This window comes from Psychrobacter sp. CX18 (genome assembly GCF_057396215.1).
On the sequence record NZ_JBXYJH010000005.1, the window covers coordinates 60397 to 80348 of the forward strand.

Sequence of the window (19952 nt, forward strand, 5' to 3'; positions counted from 1 at the left end):
ATTTAAACTTTTTGCTGATTACAATAAAATACTCTGTTATTTTTAGACAAATTTTTGACAAAGACCTTTACAATTTATTTGTAGCCGTTAAGCTATAGCATTCTTTTATTTTGCTACTAAAAAAATATGTGTGATTCTAAATCTAATGCTTCAAATGACAATTTAGATCCTCGGCTTCCTAGCCCAGATCTATATTCAAAACTAATTGCCTCTACAGGCGAAGACTTGAGTCGTCCAGGGTTAATAGACACCCCAGTTCGTGCTGCCAAAGCATTTGGCTATTTAACCCAAGGCTATCACCAATCACTTCAAGAAGTGACAAATAATGCTGTATTTCCAACAGATAACTCTGAGCTGGTATTGGTGCACAATATTGAGTTTTATTCACTATGTGAGCATCATCTTCTGCCTTTTCAGGGAGTAGCTCATGTGGGCTACTTGCCAGATGGTAAAGTACTTGGCTTATCAAAAGTGGCTCGTATTATCGATATGTTCTCACGACGCTTACAGATTCAGGAAAATCTTACTAAGCAGGTTGCTGAGGCCATTATGGAAGTGACTGAGTGCCGTGGTGTCGGTGTGGTTATGGACGCCTCGCATATGTGTATGATGATGCGCGGCGTTAGTAAGCAGCTATCAAGTACCCGTACGGTCTCAATGTTGGGCGTTTATAAAACAGATATGCAAGCGCGAAGTGAGTTCTTGGCGGCGCTACCGCCCTCTAAACTGAGCGCCTTATAGCCAAACGCCTTTTTAATGTTAAACGTACTTTAAAGAGTGAACGTATTACTTTGCACACTGGTATTGATCAATAATTTTGAATACGGGTGTTGCGGGTTTGCAAATAAATCTGTCGTACTTGCATACTCAACACACTTCCCTGATTTCAATACCATAATATGTTGGCACAATGCTTGAACAACGTTCAAATCATGGCTAATAAATAAATAGCTAATACCAAATTTTTGCTGAATATCTCGTAACAGTTGCACCACAGCGACTTGAGTTGTGCTGTCCAAAGCAGAAGTCGGCTCATCTAAAATGATTACTTTTGGACGCATAATCAAGGCTCTAGCCAGCGCAATACGTTGTCTTTGACCACCAGATAGCTCATGAGGATAACGATGGGCTAAGTTTTGGGGCAACTGAACTGTTCCTAGCACATCAAAAACAGCCTGCGCGCGCTCTAGTTTGCTAACCCCTTGTACCAGCAAGCCCTCTTCAATGATTTGCATGACCGTAAAGCGAGGATTGATACTGGCAAAAGGATCTTGGAACACCATTTGAATTTCAGAGCGGAATTGACGGAGTTGTCTATTGCTTAGGCTATTTATTTCTGTATTATCGATAACAATCTGACCATTTATCTTAGCTTGATTATTCAGCAATCGAGTTAAAGCCAATGCAACAGTCGTTTTTCCTGATCCTGACTCACCTACTAGACCCAGTGATCCACCGGAAGCCAATTTAAAGCTAATATTATCGACCGCTGGTACCCATTGATTGACTTTGCCGAATAAAGACTTTGTTGCAGGAAATGCCACTGACAGATTAGTGACCGCTAACACAGATTTTTTATCTGCCTCCGTGCTGATTTCTAGCGGTGTACCAAAATCATGGTTTATGAGTGATCGAGTATAGCGACTCTTCGGATTGGTAAATATATCGATACTCAGCCCTTGTTCGATGATCTTCCCTTGCTGCATCACAATAATTTGATCGCTATATCGACGTACTAAGTTTAAATCATGACTAATCAGCAGCATTGCCATACCATGTTTATCTTTAAGTTTGTCTAGCAGCTCTAGGACGTCATGTTGCAAGCTAACATCTAAAGCGGTAGTCGGCTCATCCGCTATCAATACATCTGGGTTTTGAGCCAATGCCATCGCAATCATTACTCTTTGACGTTGACCGCCTGATAATTCATGAGGGTATCTGCTGAGTTTTGACTCGGGGTCTGTGATATTGACATCTTCAAGCAATTCGATAATACGCGCTTTAACTTGAGACTTAGGCGTGCCTATTAAGCGTAAGCTTTCTTCTATCTGCTTACCAACTGTATGTAGTGGATTTAAGGCGGTCATTGGCTCTTGAAAGATTACCGCAATTTTTGCGCCGCGTATCTGTTTAAGCGTTTTTTCTCGTTTAATTTGTTTTTGAGCAAAACTATCTGTATTTTGCGCAACAGGCAGATTACCCACTCCTTCCAGCTTCACCTCACCTTGAACGGTTAAGCTCTCAGGCAATAGACCTAATAGGGCAAGACTTGAAATAGATTTTCCCGATCCGGATTCACCGACGATCACTAACGTCTCACCACGACCAATCTGATAGGACAAGTCTTCAACTAAGGTTGCCTCTGTGCTTTGGATAGCAAGATGTGAGACACTAATTACTGGTTGCGTATTTGTACCATCATTAGTCGGTTTAGGTGTCAAATTAGGCTCGGGTCTGCTGGAGGATTCAAGCATTATAAGATCTCAAAGATGGGACTTCAGTAAAAGGCGACTTCAATAAGGGACTAAAATTGCGAACTTACGTTACTAATTAAGCCATAAGTTAAACCATAAGTTAAAGCATAAGTTAAAGCATAAGTTAATCCTATTTTAAACACCCATAGCTTAATAGCTATCAAAAATTAATAACAGTGTTGATTGTCTTTAACTCGCTGAGATGACAAAAATTTCTCCACCACTTTATATTGTCCTGAAGTGGTTTCTTCACCATACATCGCTTGTCTAAAAGCATTTGAATCCTCAATACCTGAGGTGTACCACGCGATATGTTTACGTGCAATACGGCATCCCGAATATTCACCATAAAACGCATATAATTCTTCAAGATGACTGAGCACGATGTGCTTTAATTGTCCGATATTCGGAGCAGCAAGATGCTCTCCTGTTTGCAGGTAATGGGCGATATCACGAAATAACCAAGGCTGACCTTGCGCCGCACGACCAATCATCACAGCATCACATCCTGTTTTGTCAAAGACCTCAACTGCCTTTTGAGGACTGTCAATATCACCGTTGGCAATCACTGGAATATTGACCAATCTTTTTACTTCGCGGATGAGATCATAGCGGGCCTGCCCACCATACTTATCTTCACGAGTACGGCCATGAATTGCAATAGCGGCGATACCTGCCTCTTCGGCCCGTTTGGCAATTGTTAAGATATTTTCTTGACCATTTTCATAACCCAATCGGGTCTTAAGCGTTACCGGTACATCTACCGCTGCCACTGTGGCATCTAAAAGCCGCGCCACCAACTCTTCATCTTTCAATAACGCCGATCCTGCCAGTTTACGACATACCTTTTTAGCAGGACACCCCATATTAATATCAATGATTTGCGCGCCATTATTAACTTGATACTGAGCGGCCTCTGAGAGTTTATCAACATCCGCCCCGGCGATTTGAGCTGAAATGGGCGCAATTTCACCGTCAAAATTGGCTCTATACAACGACTTCTTATGTGCATATAGCGTTGCATCTGCGGTCATCATTTCACTAACGGCATGACCGGCGCCAAACGACTTACACAAACGACGAAATGGATTGTCGGTTACGCCTGCCATAGGCGCCACCATAAGACGATTTTTGATCTCTAACCCTCCAATATACAAGGGTTGTAATAAAGGATGAGTGGCGTCAGATGTCTCTACAGTCATTTTATTGAACCATTATTTTTCGATCGAACAGCCTAGAATCTAGAGTTAATGACAACAGGGGCCCGTGTTAATGACAACAGCAAGCCCGTATTGTAAAGACTGTCTATTAAAACTCAAGTTATTAAAACTCAAGTTAAAATAGAGTCTATTGAGATATGGCTAATAATAGTTACCTATTAGAACACGCTTATTCGATTGCTTCAGAGAGCTGCTTTGCTTGTTCGGCAAGTTCAGCCATATCAGCTTGCCCAGCGGCATGTTTTCCAAGCTCGTGAATACTTGAGGGAATAAGATGCACATGGTAATGAAATACCGTTTGCCCCGCCTCAGACCCATTCAATTGCATCTGTACAATACCTTGACGATTAAACACTTTACGCTGAGCTTGCATGACTTTTTTTGCTGTCATTAACACAGCACTGGCGTATTCAGGCTCTAACTGACCTAGATCAACCGCTTGTTGTTTCGGAATCACCAGTACATGACCTTTAGCCTGAGGCATGATATCCATAAAGGCAAGGGTTTTGTCATCTTCATATACCTTATGACAAGGGATATCCCCTTTTAGCATTTTAGCAAATACATTATTTTCATCATACGTTTGGGTTGTCATTATTAAATCCTTATTTGCGTATCCTTGGTGCTTATAGAGAACTTGAACTTGTCTCATGTAATAGGAGTAATTGACTTTCTTCTTCCGTTATTCAACACTAACCTATTCTAACTTGCAAGTTTTAAAGTCGCTATAGAAAATATTGAACCTTAGTCGTCTTTAGTAATATTTATAGTCGGCGAACTTATAAAGAGTCACGGCGTTAACCTCGTTAAGCCTACTCCAGGAGTACTTGCACTCGGTTTCCTTGTGACTAATTTAAGGTTATTTGACTATAGTTAATTTAAATTATATTTCGAAAATAACGACAATAAAAAAAGGACCACAGGGTTGCAGTCCTTATTAAAAAAGTATCATTTAATTGATCACTAAATAATACTTTTTAGGATCAATGGCATTAGAATACTCGGTTCAATCCATTGAGAGCTGCCACACGATAAGCCTCTGCCATGGTTGGGTAGTTGAAGGTAGTATTCACAAAGTACTCAAGCGTATTACCACATTTCATAACGGCTTGACCGATGTGAATAATCTCGGAGGCATGGTTACCATAACAATGGATACCTAAGATTTCTAAGGTTTCTCGGTGGAATAAAATCTTCAAGACACCCGTACGCTCACCTATAATTTGCGCACGTGCTAGGTGTTTAAAGAAGGCTTGACCCACTTCATAAGGGACATGTTCATCAGTCAGCTCTTGTTCCGTTTTTCCAATACAGGAAATTTCAGGAATAGTATAAATACCTGTTGGGACGCTAGATACTGGCTCTGCATCTTCCTCACCTACCATAAAGGCGGCAGCACAGCGACCTTGGTCATACGCTGCAGAGGCTAACGAGGGCCAGCCAATAACATCACCGGCTGCATATATATTATCCACATCAGTACGATAGGTGTCGTCTACTTTAAGTTGCCCACGACTATTTGCCTTCAGTCCAACGGCTTCTAAATTGAGGCTTTCTGTATTACCTGACCGACCATTACACCAAAGAATTGCGTCAGACTTGATAATTTTTCCACTTTTTAAATAAAGGACGACATAGTCATCATAAGTTTCAAGTCTATCAATCTCTTCGTTGTTTCTAACCAATACCCCAAATTGACGGAAGTCATGCGATAAAGCATCACTAATCTCATTATCAAGATAACTTAACAGCTGACCTTTATTATTGATTAAATCAACTTTATAGCCTAAACCTGTGAAAATAGAGGCGTACTCACAGCCAATAACACCAGCACCATAAATAATTATCTTTTTAACCACATAATCCATCTGCAAGATTTTATCAGAATCAAATACACGAGGATGTTCAAAGTCTAACAAGTCAGGACGGTATGGGCGACTACCTACCGTAATAATAGCTTTATTAAAGGTGATGGTTTCGTAGCCTAGACCATCACCCAACTCAATTTTAATGGTATGTTTATCAATAAAGCTTGCCCAACCATGACGTACTTCAATTTGATTACGCTCATAAAAGCGTGTGTGCGTCTCTACTTGACTACGTACCACTTTACGCGCATTGGTGAGAACTTTATTGAGAGGTACTTGGTAGTAATCCAGTCCTTGAGAAAACAAAGGATCTCGGCGATAGTTGATTAGGTTAAATACCGATTGACGTAGGGCTTTACTAGGGATAGTTCCGACATGCGCTGAGTTACCACCGACTTGAGTACGCGGATCTACGACCACGACTTTCTTACCTGATTTTGCCAGCTTCATAGCTGCCGCTTCACCACCAGGTCCCGCTCCTATCACGACTGCATCATATTCATAGTCATGATTATCATTTTTGATACGCTTTGAGTCTCTTGTAAACCCTGAGTTAATGCGAATACGATTATTGTCGAGCGGACTAATCAAATTGGGATGGTAAATGTTATCACTTAAAGAGGCTGTCTTGCCCAATTGCTTAGAAGATTTAGTATCTGATGAATTTGTGTTTGAGGTATCATCACTATCTAGAGGATCGTTTTGATTGGATACTTCGGTATTTTCATTGTCGTCTTTAATATCGTTGGTTTCATCACCTTTACGTTTCTTTGACATATTATCCTCTTTAGTATTTCGACTGGTTTAGGGTGTTATCGACTACAAACTCAAATGACTAAACTTGAGGTAGTTAACAAACCTCAACATTCAAGACATTAGCACGTCATTAACAAATTATTAGAAGCCGTTATAGATCGTATAAACTGTCACATTAAGTTATAAAATCGTTTAAAAAAACCACTCTTGAACACCCTCTTCTTGGGCAGCATTATATCAAGTTAGCCTCATAACGTCATGACTAAAGCCCCTAGAATGACATTAAAACAACTGTTTGTTGTTATTTATATTTTTTATTAATATAGAAACGACATTCTTTAACCAATACTATCTTTATCAGACACTACGCTATAGCTAAATCAAAGGGGTATCTTATTCTAAGCACAATCTTTTTCTAAGCTCTATATGATTCTAAGCGCTATCTAAGCTATCCAACTTTCAATCTACCCAATTCTGCGTTTTAGTCCAGTAATTTGTAAGATACGCGTGGCGATTTCTTCAACGGACATCTCTGACACATTTAAACTTGGAATGCCTTGGGTCATATATATGGCTTGAATAGCGCGTTGCTCCTCTTCACACTGTTTATAGCTAGCATAGCGACTACCCGCTCGGCGCTCTTGTCTAATCTTTTGCAAACGTTCTGTATCTATAATTAACCCAAACAACTTATTACGATGGGGCTGCAAAGCTTTAGGCAGTTGATTGTCAAATAGGTCATCTTCAGTAAGGGGGTAGTTTGCGGCTCGAATACCAAACTGCAAGGCAAGATATAAGGAAGTCGGCGTTTTTCCTGATCGTGAAACCCCAATCAGAATGATATCTGCCATATCATAATGGCGTGTTCGTGCGCCATCATCATTGTCTAACGCAAAATGTACGGCATCAATACGTGATTTATAAGTTTCAGAATCAACATTATCATGGGCATGGCCTGAATGAGCATCTGGCTCAACACCAATTTCATCTGTAATACGGCCAATCAATCCTTCATACATATCTAGATTACAGGCTTGAGCTGAGTTAATAATCTCACGAATATCAGGGTTTACAATAGTGTCAAATACCAAGGGTAAAATACCAGTGTCCTGATAAGCCTTATTGATATGGGTGACTGCTATTTGTGCAGCCTCAATAGTATCAACATAAGGAATAACACGCGTTTCAAAGGGCACACTTGCAAACTGACTTAATATAGAACGACCTAATGTCTCCGCAGTAATCGCTGTACCATCTGAGATAAAAAAAGCGACACGTAGCACTTGATCTTTATCAACGGATAGTGCACTACGATTTTGTATCGTTGGCTTGGCTGATAAAGTCTTAACTAGATTTTCCATAAATTTCCTTAAGAAGATAAGAAGCTGTTTAGCTACATAAGTTTCGTTACATTGTTTTGATTAAAGAATGGATTATATAAAAGATAAAAAATTTATATGTTGTGTCTTATTTTAACATTTTAAAGACCGAACATCATGGACGCATATTCTTTTAAGATGTTATAGTTTTTTAGCACTAAGGATAATATGGTTCTAAAACTCGTATTTTGATTTTTATTCTCATCAGATTTACAAAATTTAATTAGGACTGCATAGTCATAGCTTTCAACCTTCGAATTGTAAAAAAAAGCAGTTATCCATACACAATTTTTCAAAATGACGGTATAATTTAAAAAAATAACCTTATTTCTTGGAGTTATCATGACAGCACCGCAAGTTATTACCCTTGACAAGTTAGGCAAAAATGACGTCGAGACCGTCGGCGGTAAAAACGCCTCATTAGGCGAAATGATTAGCCACTTATCAGACTTAGGGGTTAGTGTTCCTGGCGGGTTCGCCACAACTGCTAATGCCTTTAATAACTTTCTAACTGAGACTGGTCTTTTAAACAAAATTAACGATGAGCTTAAAAACTTAGATGTTAACGATGTTAAAAAATTAACGGAGACTGGTGAGAAAATCCGTAACTGGATTATCGAACAAGAACTGCCTCAATCTCTTGAGAAAGAAATTCGTGAGGCGTTTGACATTATGAGTGGTGGTGAAGATATCGCGGTTGCTGTTCGTTCTTCGGCTACAGCAGAGGATTTGCCAGATGCATCCTTTGCAGGTCAACAAGAAACTTACTTAAATATTCGTGGCATTGAAAATGTACTGATCGCTATTAAAGAAGTTTTCTCCTCTTTATATAACGATCGTGCCATTGCCTACCGTGTACATCAAGGCTTTGAGCATGCTGGCGTTGCCCTTTCTGCGGGTGTACAGCGTATGGTTCGCTCTGAAACAGGCGCCTCTGGTGTCATGTTTACGTTAGATACTGAAAGTGGCTTTGATGAAGTTGTGTTCATTACCTCAAGCTATGGTTTGGGTGAAATGGTGGTCCAGGGCGCTGTCAACCCTGACGAATTTTACTTATCTAAAGCGTTGTTAGCGGACAACAGACCTGCTGTTATACGTCGTAATCTTGGTAGTAAACATCAGAAGATGATCTATGGTGAAGAAGGTAGCACCACACGTTCAGTGAAAATCGTTGATGTTGACAAACAAGAACGAAACCAGTTCTCATTGACAACTGAAGAGCTGACAGAACTTGCAAAACAAGCGCTAACCATTGAGAAGCATTATGGCCAACCAATGGATATCGAGTGGGCTAAAGACGGTGACACCGGAGAGCTATTCATCGTTCAGGCACGTCCAGAAACGGTTAAAAGCCGTCAAGACCGTAACGTTATGGAACGTTATTTAATCCAAAGTAAAGATGCCAAAATACTCTGTGAAGGTCGTTCAATTGGCCAACGCGTCGGCGCAGGCAAAGTCCGTGTCGTCAATAGCATCCATGAAATGGATAAAGTGGAAGCAGGCGATGTTCTAGTTTCTGACATGACAGATCCAGACTGGGAACCTGTTATGAAACGTGCTTCTGCGATCATTACTAACCGTGGAGGACGTACCTGTCACGCGGCTATTATTGCTCGTGAGCTTGGGGTTCCTGCTATTGTTGGCTGTGGAAATGCTACTGAAGTATTGACCGATGGTCAAGAAGTGACCGCCTCTTGTGCTGAAGGTGATTCAGGCTTTATCTATGAAGGTATTCTGGATTATGAAGTTAAGAGTAGCTCAATTGACGCAATGCCTGAGCTTCCGTTCAAAATCATGATGAATGTCGGTAACCCTGATCGCGCCTTTGCTTTTGCACAAATTCCAAATGCTGGTGTGGGTCTTGCTCGTTTAGAGTTCATCATAAATCGTATGATCGGTGTGCATCCTAAAGCATTGCTTAATATGAATACCCTACCTCGTGAAGTTTCACAAGCTATTAACGAGCGAATTGCAGGCTATGCCTCTCCTGTAGACTTTTATATTGATAAGCTGGTTGAAGGTATTTCAACTCTAGCTGTTGCCTTTAGAAGACAGCCTGTGATTGTGCGTATGTCTGACTTTAAGTCTAATGAATATGCTAACTTAATTGGCGGTAAGCTATACGAGCCTTCTGAAGAAAACCCAATGTTAGGTTTCCGTGGTGCAAGCCGTTATGTATCTGAAAACTTCCGCGATTGTTTTGATTTAGAGTGTCGTGCGCTTAAACGTGTTCGTAATGATATGGGTCTAACGAATGTCAAAATTATGATTCCGTTTGTTCGTACCACTGAAGAAGCTAAACAAGTCATTGAAATCCTTGAAAGCAATGGTTTAAAACGTGGTGAAAACGGTCTTGAAATCATCATGATGTGTGAGCTCCCGACCAATGCCCTACTTGCTGAAGAGTTTCTACAGTACTTCGATGGATTCTCTATTGGTTCCAACGATTTAACCCAATTAACCCTTGGATTAGACCGAGACTCAGGTATCGTGTCTCACCTATTTGATGAGCGTGATGCAGCGGTTAAAAAGCTTCTATCCATGGCTATTTCAGAGTGCCGAAAACAAAACAAATATGTCGGTATCTGTGGTCAAGGACCCTCTGATCATCCTGACTTAGCATACTGGTTAATGGAACAAGGTATTGACTCTGTGTCACTTAACCCTGACTCAGTACTTGATACTTGGATGTTCTTAGCGGATGATACCAATGCTAAAACAAAAGCTAAGTAAACCGCTTAAAGACCGTTTCATTTAATGTCTTATACTATGATTTTTAGGTAAAAGAATCATGGCAGCGACCACAATTATCAAGTTATTTGATTATTGTGGTCGTTTTATTTCATAATAAAAATAAGATTGAACCTTATAACTTAAGTGTTTACTATAATGTTTACCCGTTCTAAACTAATCTTAAACCATCAGTTTAGTGGTTCATTTACTTAAGTAATGGCTTTAATTTTAAAAAGGTTATAATTTCAATGCAAATTTACCTCGCAAGAAACCAAGTCCAAGCAGGTCCATATACGCTCACACAGTTAAATAATATGTTGGCTAATGGGCAAGTGGATATGAATGATCTTATGTGGCACGAAGGGATGACTCAGTGGCAACCGGTTGGTGAGATGACCAAAGGTCAGCTTTATTACAATCCTAATGGCGCTCCTTCAACTAATACGTCTTCAAACCGAGTGACTGTTGCTGAGCTTTATGGCAAACCAGAACCAGAAAAACAAGAACCAGCAAAAAAGGGGACTGACTCTCATTCAAGTTCATCGCCTTTTAGCATTAATAATAAGCCCATTGTCAAAGCTACGTCCATTTCAAAAAACAAGGTTAATGCTTTAGCGAGTGTCTTGAAACGTCTGTTAGCTGCTTTGTTGAATTTTATTTTGTTCTCCTTAACCTTAATTCCAATTAGCTCTAACATAAACCCTGACGAAGTTTATGCGTTACTTGAGAACCAAGTTGAACAAACCGTTATCTTTAGGAACTTATTGAACTCAACCCCTGAACATTTGTTAATTATGTCAGGTGTATTAGCAGCAGCTTTACTTGTTGTTCAAGCGATATTGTTAGCAAAAAGAGGTCAAAGCATTGGTAAACTGGTGACAGGTATTCGTGTTGTCGATAAGAGAACCAACAAATTATCCTCAACGAATGTTGTTCTTATACGTGCGTTATTAACCAGTGTCATCTATTATCTAACCCCTTTTGGATTGATTGTTATCGTGGCTGACTTCGTAACAATGGTATTAAATAAGGATAAGCAAAGTTTGCACGATAAACTTGCTAAAACCATTGTAGTAAAGGCAGATCCAAGTCAACTTGAAAACAATCCTAAAGCAAATCATATTAAATAATTAACTATTTACTCCGTTTAGATTGTATTTATAGACTTAATTTGTTAATATTACCCGCTTTAATTTGCACTCTAATTTTGCACTAAATTATGATATTCCAATTTAGTGCGACAGACACAATCATTAGATATTTATATTATCTGATATTGGATATTGAAAGTTACTTATTATTTAAAGTCATTTAATACGGTAAGTTTCAATGGATAGGTTACAACCTAGAATGGCTGCTCTAGTTTGATGTAACCTTGTGTCATATAACGATTATGTTCGCCAATGGATAGTCTCAGATCCATCCTGGCTTTAGTGAACAAACTAATTGTCAACGTGGCTTATCTTTATGCACATCATAGCAATTTAGTTTGGTTTTATTACACACATAGAATTTTGCGTCAATTAGTTTTTGCTTTTAACAGAATTTGGTTTAAACTATTGATTTTTATATTCTTCAGTATTTATTACTGAGACCTAATTTAGTAATTCAACTCTACCAAGGAGACATCCGTGGCTAACTCAGCACAAGCTCGTAAACGCGCTCGTCAAAACAACACTCGTCGTCAGCATGCTGCATCTCAGCGCTCAATGATTCGTACTTATATGAAGAAAGTAGATTCGGCCATCGCTTCTGGTGATTATGATGCTGCTACTGAAGCTTATAATAAAGCAGTACCTGTTATTGATCGTATGGCTGATAAAGGTGTTATTCATAAGAACAAAGCAGCTCGTCGTAAGAGCCGTTATAACAAAGCAATTAAAGCGCTAAAAGCTTAATTGTCACGTTAGAGTACCCTCTGAAACTATATATAAGGCGTTGAAGCACTACAGACTGTAGTATCAACACCTTTAAAAGAGTTAAGTATTCATCAGAATAGTACAGTGTAAAAAACCCCTAGTTCATCTTGAAACTAGGGGTTTTTTTAGCAGTAAAAATTAGGGTGTATTAAATATTCAACACTTAAGAATAAGACAACTAATCACAGTATAACTAATGTCAGGACACTTAAGCATATAACGCGTAAGTAGGTATAAACTATACCTCTATCAGCCGCGATATAGGTACTTCAAACCTGTCGCCTCGCCATATAATACTGGCCGTGGATTTTTCAAAAGGCAATTGATCAAACCATATAAATAACCCCTCCATCATTTTTGGCCAGTCATCCCAGGTTATTAAGTTTCTTTGCATCATTACCCCAATAAATGCCACTAGTAACGTATCATGACTAACCGCTAGCGCTAGATGACCAGGTTTTGGCTGGGACTGATATAGCAAATATAATATATCCAAACCGCCCTTTTTTGAGGGTTTAGTGCTTTTAAGAGCATTTTGCAAAAAGGCATTAATAAAATTTAACGCCCCTATTTCTTTAAAGACATCGTTAGCGGTTTTAGGATCGGTTACTAAGCTCCCAGGCTCTACCAAGAGAGATTCATTTATGACCGGTTGCCTTACCCCTGCTCCTTCTTGCATTAGCTTCGCAGTGTCCACACATCGCCAAATGGGACTTGCAATACTTAGAGTATCTAAAGAATAAGGGAGATAATCTGCCAGCCATCTTCCCCATGATTTCGCTAACACTCGTCCTTTAGGCGTTAAAGGTAAGTCATAGCTTGCGAACCCTTGTCCATTCGACGGCTCTCTTAAAGAGTGACGCGTAAACAATATCAAACGCTCATTGTTTTTTGGTAACTGCTTTACGGAGTGAATCATACTTTCTGGCAAATATGCAGGTGCCGGTGCTAAGGCATGTAGATTTTTTTCGTATTCCTTAGCCATATTTTATTCAGACTCCAATCATCTTAAATGTCCACGACCTTCGACCAGTTAAACTTTAGTGCCGTACTGCTTAGTTCACCCGGATATGCCCTTGGATTAACGATTACCCTCGTCCTGCCTTCCTTATAATCAAATGCCTCATGAGTATGTCCATGGACCCAAAGCTTAGGTGCCCAATCCTCACTCATCCACGCGCTTAAATCACTAACGAAAGCGGCATTACTTGGTTGACCTTGATACTTTTTAGATACTGATCTTGGAGAAACACTATGATGCGTCATCACCACCGCTGTCTTGCCATCTTTATGAGCTTCTTTCAAAGCTTGCTTGAGCCACGCTCTATGTTGACTATGTATTTTTATCGACATTTCTGGTGAAAAAAGTAGCTCGCCTGCCCTAATCTGACGATAATCACGCATGAAGGACATCACGACATCACGGGTCTCTTCAGTAGCCTCAAACTCATAATCGGTCCAAAGCGTACAGCCTAGGATACGGACATTGTCAATCTCAAAGTCATGACATTGCAAAACTTTTAGCCCTGAAAACATCTTTTCATCAAAATTATCCCAATTTTGTAATTGGCTATCAAAGGTTAAGATGTCTTCACTAAAATACTCATGATTACCAGCGATGGTGACGATAGGTTTTGCATTCATTTTAGCTTGCTCTTGTAACCACGCCATACCAGAATCACTATTTGCGGTATCTCCAGCCACCAAAATGAGATCTGCGTCCGTTTGCGGAATACGCCCAAGAGGCAAATCCCTTCTGGCATAACTATCGATATGAAGGTCGCTTAATATTTGTAATTTCATAATAGGCTTTTAAAGGTGAAGGGTGAAAATCAGGATACTATCTTCAGCAATAAGTAGATTAACTTAAGTGCTTTATTATCTGTGCTAGTTTTTCAGTTGGGTTTTGCGCTTGAGTGATCGAACGACCTATTACCAGATAATCAGCACCATTTATAATAGCTTGCTCAGGGGTACAGATACGCTTTTGATCATCAGCTGCATCCTCCAAAGTACGTATACCAGGGGTAACTAATTTAAAGTCCTTACCGCATAAGCTTCTTAGGCGGCTAGCCTCCTGTGCCGAACACACCACCCCATCAAGACCAGCCTCTTTTGTCAATAATGCCAATCGTTCAACGTGCTGATCAACGGGTGTATGTATACCTATATCTTGAAGCCCCTGCTCGCTAAATGACGTTAAAACTGTTACGGCAATAAGTAGCGTCTCATGACCTGCATCTAGCAAACGCTCTTTAGACGTTTGCATAGCCTCACGTCCAGCACTGGCATGTACATTGACCATCCACACTCCCATATCGGCAGCCGCTAAAACAGCTTGAGCGGTAGTATTAGGTATATCATGGAATTTGAGATCTAAAAAAACCTCAAAGTCTCTTTTATGTAGCTCTTTTAAAATTTGCGGACCACATCTGGTAAACAACTCTTTGCCGACTTTTACCCGGCAAGAACTTGGATCTAACTGATCTGCTAAATGAAGCGCCTCTTCTATAGAGGATTTATCAATCGCCACTATTATAGGCGAACGCTGAGATTGAGTTAAAAAAGGATTGGATTGCTGTAGCTCGGTCACATTGCCTCCAAAGCAATTTAAAGTCATTTTAATAGGGTCTGTAAAAATCGGATTATTAAAATATAGTATATAGGATGATACTTCAAAGCGCTAAATTTAATCTTTAAGTTTGAACTTAAACACTAAAAAACGACCTCTCGGGTCGTTTTTATAGATTATTTCACTCTTCCAATAATTGTAGTATTCAAATATAAGTATAAATAGTCTTTATAAATATAATACTTGATAAGAGGCATAGTGCTATTGGTTATCTAACTACAGTGGTATCCACAGGATCAACAACAGGCGTTGAGTCAACATTCACCGACTGATTGACCGGTTCTGCATTCGTATAACGTTCAAGCTCTAGGTTAGTTTCCGCTAATTTCTTCTGTAGTTGTTTGTTCTCTTTAGTTAGTCTGCTAATCTCCCATTTATTTTGGAATACCTTAAACAGCAGTAAGGACAGCAGCATCCCGATTAAAACACCTAAAACAAGACATAAAATGAGTAATAAACCTAAGTTCATTCCTGGAGCTTGAGTAAATAGTAAATTAACAGCGACTTCGCTACCATTTACTAAAACCAATCCTAGGGAATAGCCAAAAACTAAAAATAGTAAGATAATTAGAATATAACGCATAAGTACCTCTAGATAATAACAGATTAAATTTATGATGGGGTGTATTTTATAACTATTAATTGTTTAAATACGCTAATAGCGATGATTATAGCGATTATAGCGTTTTATTATACACCGTCGCTAGCATTCATTTGATAGACGGAGCAAAAAATTCGAATAAAATGCGTTAATCCGTCTATTTATTGACCCGTATTACAAGTAATGGTTATCAATTGTGCTTTTTTTTGATACTATGCCTGTTAATTTATGATAACTGTACTCATATACCAGAAACGGTACTCTTATACTTTTAAACAGGTTATCAAGATACGGGTCTAATATCACTTTATCTACTTATCTACCATGAATACTTTTATTCATTAGATGATAGCTGATGACACTATTAGAATATTTTTGAGCTGTTTATGATATAAGCCACTATTAAATCTTAAGGAAAGACTATGTTTTTATTTATACAAGCTGCCCATGCTGCTCCAGAAGGGGCTGGTGGTACGGCTATGATTATGCAATGGATTTTTCCGTTAGCTATCTTCGCTATTTTTTACTTTTTAGTTATCAGACCTCAGTCCAAGCGTGCTAAAGAACATCGTAAAATGGTTGACTCATTAGCAGTAGGCAATGAAGTTATTTTTGCTGGCGGTTTAATGGGAAAAGTTAAATCTATCGAAGGTGACTATGCTGTTGTTAGCTTAAATGATAGAAATGAAGTGATGATTCAACGTGCTTCTGTTATTTCGGTTCTACCGAATGGTACGATCGATGGTTTAAAATAGTCGATGATATCTGAAAATAAGGGTGAGTTGATATTAATATTTAATTAACTATTTAAATTCACCGCAATCTTTATTATCAGTTATCTTAATTGAAAACTATCGTTAATAATCGGTAATAATAGTTATCGGTTATAAACCCAAGAACTCAGCCTATTAAATATTCCATACAGATGGATTAAAACCTATTAATGTTTAATTAAATTTATTCATTTAAGAGTTATTATTTTTATTTAATAGGATTAAGTTTTTGGTTATTACCTTTTAATGAATTAGAGTGCAAAGAATATCTTGAATTTTGTAAAATTACTGTTTTAATTCCACCTTTTCGTAGAATCTAGTCTTTAGCACTCTACTGTTTCCCTTCCCTCAAGTGAAGAAGCTACTATGCATTACCCTGCCTGGAAATATTTCTTAATCGTTACCGTGCTTGTTATCGCAGGGCTATATGCCTTGCCAAACCTGTATCCTGATGAACCAGCTGTACAGGTTACAAGTGCTTCTGCCGGTACAGAGCTCACCCAAGAGGTGTTATCGCAGTCAACTCAGCTGCTTGATAAATCTGGTATCGCCTATCATAACCCTACATTTTCCGAAAACAGTGCTTTGGTTCGCCTCGATAATGGTGCTGATCAACGTAAAGCGCAAGAGGTGTTACGCCGTCAATTAGGCAATGATTATGTCGTGGCCTTAAATCTTGCGCAAACAACACCTGATTGGCTGCGTAGTATCGGCGCCAAACCGCTCAAGCTAGGGCTAGACTTACGTGGTGGTGTTCGCTTTGTTCTTGAAGTTGATATGAACAAGGCGCTAGAACAGCGCTTAAAGAGTGCCAATAGTGAAATACGAAACCTATTACGTAGTGAGCGTATTCCTGTTAAAGGTATTAATCTTGCCGATCAAGGTTTATTACTCCATTTTAAAGACACTGAACTTCGCGATAAAGCGCAACGCGTTCTCCAACGCGATCAGGGCAACTTCTTTAATCTGCAAGCGTTAATGGATGACCAAGGTGCTGCATTACGCTTAGAGTATAACGAAGCAACGTTTAATGAGATAAATGAATATGCCGTGGGTCAAAACTTGACGACACTGCGTAATCGTATCTCAGAGTTGGGGGTTTCAGAAGCATTGGTTCAATCTCAAGGTAGCAACCGTATCGTGGTTGAGTTACCTGGTATTCAAGATCCTGCTGAAGCAAAACGTGTTCTAGGCCGTGCAGCTAATTTAGAGTTTCGCTTAGTCGCTGATGAAAATGCTAATTATGCAGGGGGTATTCCACCTGCAGGAACCGAAGCATTTCCCTATATGACGCTTGATGGTCCGCCCTCATTACTTAATCGTCAACCGATCTTAACAGGCGATAAGGTTCAGGGTGCAACATCAGGGTTGGATGAAAACGGCGCCCCTGAAGTGAACATTACTTTGGATACGGCTGGTGGTAAGTTAATGCAAAATGCCACTAAAAATGCCGTTGGTAAGCAAATGGCAGTATTGTTTATCGAAAATAAACAAAAAGTGAGTTATGAAGAAGATCCTAAAACGGGCGAAGTTGTCGAAACCCGTACGCCTTATTCAGAAACTAAGATTATAAGTCAGGCAAATATTCAAGCGGTATTAGGCTCATCGTTCCGTATAACTGGTTTAGATAGCCCAGCTGAAGCCGCTGAATTGGCGTTACTTCTTCGTTCTGGTGCATTAGCAGCGCCCATGTATTTCGTTGAAGAACGCACGATTGGACCGTCTCTTGGTCAACAAAATATTGATGATGGTTTATTCTCTACACAAATAGGCTATTTACTCGTCTTTTTGTTTATGATTATTTTCTACCGCCTGTTTGGGATGATCGCTAACATTGCGCTAGCTTTCAACTTAATTATCATGGTAGCGGTTCTCTCTATACTTGGCGCATCATTAACCTTACCTGGTATTGCCGGTATCGTATTAACCATTGGTATGGCAGTGGATGCTAACGTACTTATTTTTGAGAGGATTCGAGAGGAGTTATCAGAAGGCTCAAGGCCTAAATCTGCTATTGTTGCAGGTTTTGATCGTGCCTTTAGTAGTATCTTTGATGGTAACATCACGACATTATTGGTTGCCATTATTCTGTTCTCGATTGGCTCAGGCCCGATTAAAGGATTTGCTATTACGCTGGCCATTGGTATTTTAAGCTCGCTATTTACAGCCATTGTTGTGACACGAGCTATTGTGCACCTAATCTATGGCACTCGTAAATCTGTGAATAAACTGAGCATAGGCTAGGAGAGAATAATGTCTAACAACACGTTAAATAATAATGGCACAAACAACGATCCAAATAATACTCGAGATGACGATCTTAATAAGGCTAGCACTGACTCAAATAAAGGGTCAGATAGCTCTACACCTGCTTATATAGAAGGGGGGCGTCCTAGAAAAAAAGGGCCGCGCCGTGATGGCAAACATAATGCTCGCCGTGGCCCAAAAAAAGTGACTGGCTCAACTGAGTTGAGTGCGGATTCCGTCACCTCAAGCACAGGTACTCTTGACACTAATGCTGTGGGTACAAGTGCAATGGATTCAGAGCCCTATGAGGATGAAGCTGCTTTAGCGGAGGGAGGGATTAAGGCGGTCGGTGACAAACGTATCATACCCTTTATGAAGTTTGAAAAGCCGATGGGTATTTTATCATTCTTACTGGTATTAATTAGTATTGCTGCCTTATTTATTAATGGTCTAAACCTTGGTCTAGATTTTACTGGTGGGGTTTCAGCGGATGTTAAATATGAACAACCGGTTGAACAGTCTGAAGTGACTCAGTCACTGGAAAACGCTGGATTTGATGATGCCGTGGTGCAGTTTCTTGGTGGTACTTCCGAGCTTCTGGTTCGACTTCCCCCACAATCAGATAACGTTGAGGGGCTTAATGATAGCTTGAAGCAGGCATTAGATCTTCCTAACAATCAGGCAACGATTAATAATGTCAATATTATAGGTAGCCAAGTGGGCAGCGAGATTTATGTCACCTCGCTCATTGCCATAGTTGTTGCATTAGGATTTATGCTACTGTACGTCGCCGTTAGATTTCAGTTTAAACTTGCTGTAGGTGCGCTCCTATCCTTGGTACATGACACTATTGTCACCATAGGCGTGTTCGCATTATTTCAGTTTCCATTTGATTTAACAGTCTTGGCGGCAGTCTTGGCCTTAATAGGTTATTCATTAAATGATACTATTGTGGTCTTTGACCGAATTCGTGAAAACTTTCGGCGAGTACGGGATGCAACCCCAAGGCAAATTCTTGATTTGTCACTGACTGAAACACTGCGTCGAACTATTATGACTGTTTCAACTGTTTTAGTTGTTGTACTGTCTATGCTATTCTTAGGTGGCGCTGGATTATATTGGTTCGCAGTGGCGTTCTTTATTGGCTTACTTGTGGGTACTTACTCTTCAACTTATATCGCAAGCTCAATACCATTAGCTATGGGACTATCACGTGATGATTTTGTGGTAAAAATCAAACCTGAATTCCAAGAAGAAGAAGTCACCTTTAATGACCCTAAGTCATTTGAAGATTAAATGTTAAATTGAGTTTAGTTATCAATACATTTGTATATAGTGACGTTTGGCGTT

General features: G+C 39.6%; 16 protein-coding genes. 7 read left to right on the forward strand and 9 right to left on the reverse strand.

Features of this window, described 5'->3' with window-relative positions:
* Positions 1 to 126 precede the first annotated feature (126 nt).
* Positions 127 to 741 carry a GTP cyclohydrolase I FolE gene (gene folE, locus AC2SLT_RS05535; protein ID WP_486546645.1) on the forward strand — a complete coding sequence of 205 codons (615 nt, stop codon included), beginning with the start codon at positions 127 to 129 and terminating at the stop codon, positions 739 to 741.
* 29 nt (positions 742 to 770) lie between these two features.
* Here the strand turns inward: folE and AC2SLT_RS05540 are convergent, their stop codons facing one another.
* The 5 genes from AC2SLT_RS05540 to ppsR form a co-directional block, all read right to left on the reverse strand.
* Positions 771 to 2474, reverse strand: coding sequence for an ABC transporter ATP-binding protein (locus AC2SLT_RS05540; protein ID WP_486546646.1), 1704 nt, complete (start codon positions 2472 to 2474; stop codon positions 771 to 773).
* A 167-nt stretch (positions 2475 to 2641) separates the two neighbouring features.
* Complete coding sequence (gene dusB, locus AC2SLT_RS05545) at positions 2642 to 3676, reverse strand: tRNA dihydrouridine synthase DusB (protein ID WP_486546647.1); 1035 nt, start codon at positions 3674 to 3676, stop codon at positions 2642 to 2644.
* 187 nt (positions 3677 to 3863) lie between these two features.
* Positions 3864 to 4289: an HIT family protein gene (locus AC2SLT_RS05550; protein WP_486546648.1), complete on the reverse strand. Its 426-nt coding sequence runs from the start codon at positions 4287 to 4289 to the stop codon at positions 3864 to 3866.
* Between the two features lie 397 nt (positions 4290 to 4686).
* Complete coding sequence (gene sthA / locus AC2SLT_RS05555; protein ID WP_486546818.1) at positions 4687 to 6120, reverse strand: Si-specific NAD(P)(+) transhydrogenase; 1434 nt, start codon at positions 6118 to 6120, stop codon at positions 4687 to 4689.
* Positions 6121 to 6782: 662 nt separating this feature from the next.
* Positions 6783 to 7679 carry a posphoenolpyruvate synthetase regulatory kinase/phosphorylase PpsR gene (gene ppsR / locus AC2SLT_RS05560; protein ID WP_486546649.1) on the reverse strand — a complete coding sequence of 299 codons (897 nt, stop codon included), beginning with the start codon at positions 7677 to 7679 and terminating at the stop codon, positions 6783 to 6785.
* A gap of 360 nt (positions 7680 to 8039) precedes the next feature.
* Between ppsR and ppsA the strand changes: the two genes are divergently transcribed.
* From ppsA to rpsT, 3 genes are all read left to right on the forward strand, one after another.
* Positions 8040 to 10430, forward strand: a complete 2391-nt coding sequence (ppsA, locus tag AC2SLT_RS05565; RefSeq protein ID WP_486546650.1) for a phosphoenolpyruvate synthase — start codon at positions 8040 to 8042, stop codon at positions 10428 to 10430.
* 248 nt (positions 10431 to 10678) lie between these two features.
* The gene (locus AC2SLT_RS05570; RefSeq protein ID WP_486546651.1) at positions 10679 to 11560 is read left to right on the forward strand and encodes an RDD family protein; all 882 of its coding nucleotides are present in this window, start codon (positions 10679 to 10681) and stop codon (positions 11558 to 11560) included.
* A 501-nt stretch (positions 11561 to 12061) separates the two neighbouring features.
* Positions 12062 to 12328 carry a 30S ribosomal protein S20 gene (gene rpsT / locus AC2SLT_RS05575; protein ID WP_486546652.1) on the forward strand — a complete coding sequence of 89 codons (267 nt, stop codon included), beginning with the start codon at positions 12062 to 12064 and terminating at the stop codon, positions 12326 to 12328.
* Between the two features lie 259 nt (positions 12329 to 12587).
* On the opposite strand, the gene AC2SLT_RS05580 is transcribed toward rpsT, so the two are convergent.
* The 4 genes from AC2SLT_RS05580 to AC2SLT_RS05595 form a co-directional block, all read right to left on the reverse strand.
* Positions 12588 to 13334 carry a histidine phosphatase family protein gene (locus tag AC2SLT_RS05580; protein WP_486546653.1) on the reverse strand — a complete coding sequence of 249 codons (747 nt, stop codon included), beginning with the start codon at positions 13332 to 13334 and terminating at the stop codon, positions 12588 to 12590.
* A 23-nt stretch (positions 13335 to 13357) separates the two neighbouring features.
* Complete coding sequence (locus AC2SLT_RS05585) at positions 13358 to 14152, reverse strand: metallophosphoesterase (protein ID WP_486546654.1); 795 nt, start codon at positions 14150 to 14152, stop codon at positions 13358 to 13360.
* Between the two features lie 58 nt (positions 14153 to 14210).
* On the reverse strand, positions 14211 to 14942 hold the full coding sequence (gene pyrF, locus AC2SLT_RS05590) for an orotidine-5'-phosphate decarboxylase (RefSeq protein ID WP_486546655.1): 732 nt from the start codon (positions 14940 to 14942) through the stop codon (positions 14211 to 14213).
* A 247-nt stretch (positions 14943 to 15189) separates the two neighbouring features.
* A complete protein-coding gene (locus AC2SLT_RS05595; RefSeq protein WP_486546656.1) occupies positions 15190 to 15564 on the reverse strand; it encodes a lipopolysaccharide assembly protein LapA domain-containing protein in 375 nt (124 codons plus the stop codon).
* Between the two features lie 440 nt (positions 15565 to 16004).
* On the opposite strand from AC2SLT_RS05595, the gene yajC reads away from it, so the two are divergent.
* From yajC to secF, 3 genes are all read left to right on the forward strand, one after another.
* On the forward strand, positions 16005 to 16337 hold the full coding sequence (yajC, locus tag AC2SLT_RS05600; RefSeq protein ID WP_486546657.1) for a preprotein translocase subunit YajC: 333 nt from the start codon (positions 16005 to 16007) through the stop codon (positions 16335 to 16337).
* Between the two features lie 384 nt (positions 16338 to 16721).
* Positions 16722 to 18599 (forward strand): protein translocase subunit SecD, encoded by a 1878-nt coding sequence (secD, locus tag AC2SLT_RS05605; protein WP_486546658.1) that lies wholly within the window; start codon positions 16722 to 16724, stop codon positions 18597 to 18599.
* 9 nt (positions 18600 to 18608) lie between these two features.
* The gene (gene secF, locus AC2SLT_RS05610) at positions 18609 to 19898 is read left to right on the forward strand and encodes a protein translocase subunit SecF (RefSeq protein WP_486546659.1); all 1290 of its coding nucleotides are present in this window, start codon (positions 18609 to 18611) and stop codon (positions 19896 to 19898) included.
* Positions 19899 to 19952: the final 54 nt, after the last annotated feature.

Bases quoted from the DNA above. Each gene is read 5' to 3' on its own strand.
- folE (WP_486546645.1), top strand. From the start codon at position 127: ATGTGTGATTCTAAATCTAATGCTTCAAATGACAATTTAGATCCTCGG.
- AC2SLT_RS05540 (WP_486546646.1), bottom strand. From the start codon at position 2,474: ATGCTTGAATCCTCCAGCAGACCCGAGCCTAATTTGACACCTAAACCG.
- dusB (WP_486546647.1), bottom strand. From the start codon at position 3,676: ATGACTGTAGAGACATCTGACGCCACTCATCCTTTATTACAACCCTTG.
- AC2SLT_RS05550 (WP_486546648.1), bottom strand. From the start codon at position 4,289: ATGACAACCCAAACGTATGATGAAAATAATGTATTTGCTAAAATGCTA.
- ppsR (WP_486546649.1), bottom strand. From the start codon at position 7,679: ATGGAAAATCTAGTTAAGACTTTATCAGCCAAGCCAACGATACAAAAT.
- ppsA (WP_486546650.1), top strand. From the start codon at position 8,040: ATGACAGCACCGCAAGTTATTACCCTTGACAAGTTAGGCAAAAATGAC.
- AC2SLT_RS05570 (WP_486546651.1), top strand. From the start codon at position 10,679: ATGCAAATTTACCTCGCAAGAAACCAAGTCCAAGCAGGTCCATATACG.
- AC2SLT_RS05580 (WP_486546653.1), bottom strand. From the start codon at position 13,334: ATGGCTAAGGAATACGAAAAAAATCTACATGCCTTAGCACCGGCACCT.
- AC2SLT_RS05585 (WP_486546654.1), bottom strand. From the start codon at position 14,152: ATGAAATTACAAATATTAAGCGACCTTCATATCGATAGTTATGCCAGA.
- AC2SLT_RS05595 (WP_486546656.1), bottom strand. From the start codon at position 15,564: ATGCGTTATATTCTAATTATCTTACTATTTTTAGTTTTTGGCTATTCC.
- yajC (WP_486546657.1), top strand. From the start codon at position 16,005: ATGTTTTTATTTATACAAGCTGCCCATGCTGCTCCAGAAGGGGCTGGT.
- secD (WP_486546658.1), top strand. From the start codon at position 16,722: ATGCATTACCCTGCCTGGAAATATTTCTTAATCGTTACCGTGCTTGTT.
- secF (WP_486546659.1), top strand. From the start codon at position 18,609: ATGTCTAACAACACGTTAAATAATAATGGCACAAACAACGATCCAAAT.